Genomic DNA, 2,413 nt, shown 5'->3' with positions numbered 1-2,413 from the left:
GAGTCCGTCAACGCGAGGATCCGCCGGGCGGTCAGGGCCCGCGGCCACTTCCCCTCCGAGCACGCCGCTCTGAAGTGCGTCTACCTCGCGGTGATATCCCTCGACCCGACCGGCACAGGACGCAAACGCTGGACCACCCGCTGGAAGCGAGCCCTCCAGGCCTTCGACATCGCCTTCGACGGACGCCTCACCAACAACCGAATCTGAGCCTACAAACCAACCCAGCTACACCGAAAACTTTACAGACCCCCTCTCCACAGACAGGAATCCCGCCATGACCGATAAGATCGCCGTCCCGGGCGTCACGATCAAAGAACTCTCCAGCGGATCCCACCCCATCACCGCCGCCGGAACCAGCACAGCAGCATTCCTGGTAACGGATGCGGCAGGGGGAAAGGAACTACTTACATACCCGGCCGATCCCAACGATGACCGCACTAAATCCTTGAACGCAAAGGAGAAGGCGGCGGTTAAGGGATTCTTCGACAATGGCGGATCCCATTGCCATCTTGTAGCGAGAGGCGAAGTCAGCGGCGCTACTGCCGTCGCTAATTTGAAAATGAAGAATGTGCAGATCATCGCCGTACCGGACTCGGCCCTATCCACCGACAAAGCCCTCCTAAATGCGCTGGCTACCCACTGCAAGGACATGGGGGATCGGATGCTGATCCTCTCCTCAGATCAAGGCGCCATGACGCAAGAAATGGAGAAGGATCCGCTGAATGGCGTCGGAATTACCGGAGAATTCAAGGAATTCACCGCCTTCTACCACCCCTGGGTAAAACCAGTAGGGGCAGGAACAGGATTAGGCGGCAACAAAGTGCCGGATACGATCTCTCCAGTCGGTCACATTGCTGGCGTGTGGGCACGCGTCGACGGCGAACGCGGCGTGTTCAAAGCTCCCGCCAACGTCGCACTCAACGGAGTCACCGATGTCTCGCTCGCACTGGCGCCCGACAAGGTCGGAACGCTCAACAGCGTTGGCGTCAACTGCCTTCGCGTGATGCCGGGCAGGGGAGTAGTCGTATGGGGTGCCCGCACCGCAGCCGCCGCTGACACCGCACTCGCGGACTGGAAATTCCTGAACGTCCGCAGACTCGTCTGCTTCCTTGAAGCCTCCATTAAGGACAGCGTCCAGTGGGCGGTGTTCGAGCCGAACGACGAACGCCTGTGGTCCTCCCTGCGCCGTGACATCGGCGCCTTCCTCACCAGCCAGTGGCGGCACGGCGCCCTCAAAGGCGCCACCGCCGCCGAAGCCTTCTACGTCCAGTGCGACCAGACCAACCAGGACAGCAACCAGCCGGGCACGGTCTTCTGCAATATCGGAATCGCGCCGGTCAGACCCGCCGAGTTCGTCCAGATCAGCATCCAGCAGCTCACCAGCTGACCCGGACAGACCACCCTCCCCTCCCCCGCGCACAGTAACGGTCTGTCCGCCCCGCCGGACCCCTTCACCCCTGCGGTCCCGCCGGAAGCGGGCACTGTGTGCCCGCCCTGCCCCACGGTGAAAACCGGCCCGCGCGGACCATATGTCTCTCAGCACTGGGACACCCCACCGCCGTCAAACAGATCACCGCCACAACGGAACCCCCACACCCCTTCGTTCGGCAGAACGCGCAGAGAAAGAACCCCGACATGAGCACACCTAGCGATATGCTGATCAGTTACGTCTTCGGCCTCGAAATGGGCAATTTCCAGGTTGAAACAGTCCAGAGTGTCAGTGCCGTCACCTACGGGCAGGACGTCTCCGAAACCCGCTACGTCACCTCCACCGGAGAGCTCGTCATCCACAAACAGCCCGGCGCCCGCCAGACCGGCGAAATCACCGTCACCCGCGGCATGGACAAGAGCAAAGTGTTCACCGACTGGGTCAAAAAATCACTCGAGAACAACGTCGCCACCGCACGCCAGAACATCACCATCACCATCATGGACCCCCAGAAGAAGCCCGTCCGCCGCGTCCACCTCCACAACGCCTGGGCAACCCAGTGGTCCGGCCCCGCACTCGACGCCGGCAGCAACGACCCCGCTACCGAAACCGTCACCCTCACCTACGACGACATCACCATCGAATAGCCTGCAGGCCATGACCGGCCCGCACACACCGGCCAGCCCCGGATCTTCCACACGGCCAGAAGCGGTCTCCTGCTCTGAACCGTGCGGGCCGGGCCCGCTCCGGGAGCCCGGGCCTCGACCTTCCCCTCAGATGCCGTGACCGTCGGCGAGCGGGTCTACAGCCGTGAGGATGACGAACTCACCGACGGCGGTGACGCAGCTGGCCGCCGAGACGCGGCGACCAGCCGTATCAAGGCCACTCCGCACCATTTCGGCCCAGGCGTCGGACCACATCTTGATCACGGCCGGATACTTGGTGCCCCACTTCTCGGAGAACTCCAGGAAGCGTTCGGTCGCG

At 62.7% G+C, this 2,413-nt stretch carries 3 protein-coding genes and 1 pseudogene; 3 read left to right on the top strand and 1 reads right to left on the bottom strand.

The genetic code is table 11. The features are described 5' to 3' along the window. The 3 genes from ACIBEA_RS44410 to ACIBEA_RS44400 all read left to right on the top strand — a co-directional run. Positions 1-207, top strand: a 207-nt coding sequence (locus ACIBEA_RS44410) for a transposase (RefSeq protein ID WP_399270249.1), incomplete at its 5' end; no start/stop codon positions are given. Positions 208-274: 67 nt separating this feature from the next. After that, entirely contained in the window at positions 275-1,387 is a 1,113-nt protein-coding gene (locus ACIBEA_RS44405) for a phage tail sheath family protein (RefSeq protein ID WP_399270247.1), read from the top strand. 266 nt (positions 1,388-1,653) lie between these two features. Further along, on the top strand, positions 1,654-2,076 hold the full coding sequence (locus tag ACIBEA_RS44400; RefSeq protein ID WP_399270245.1) for a phage tail protein: 423 nt from the start codon (positions 1,654-1,656) through the stop codon (positions 2,074-2,076). A gap of 126 nt (positions 2,077-2,202) precedes the next feature. Here ACIBEA_RS44400 and ACIBEA_RS44395 read toward each other — a convergent pair. Continuing rightward, positions 2,203-2,413: pseudogene (locus tag ACIBEA_RS44395) on the bottom strand (hypothetical protein); the annotation flags it as partial.

The sequence above is a fragment of the Streptomyces sp. NPDC051555 genome (assembly GCF_044454405.1).
GTDB lineage: Bacteria > Actinomycetota > Actinomycetes > Streptomycetales > Streptomycetaceae > Streptomyces.
Note: the sequence above shows the minus strand (reverse complement) of the source record. Positions and strands in the feature narration are given on the sequence as shown.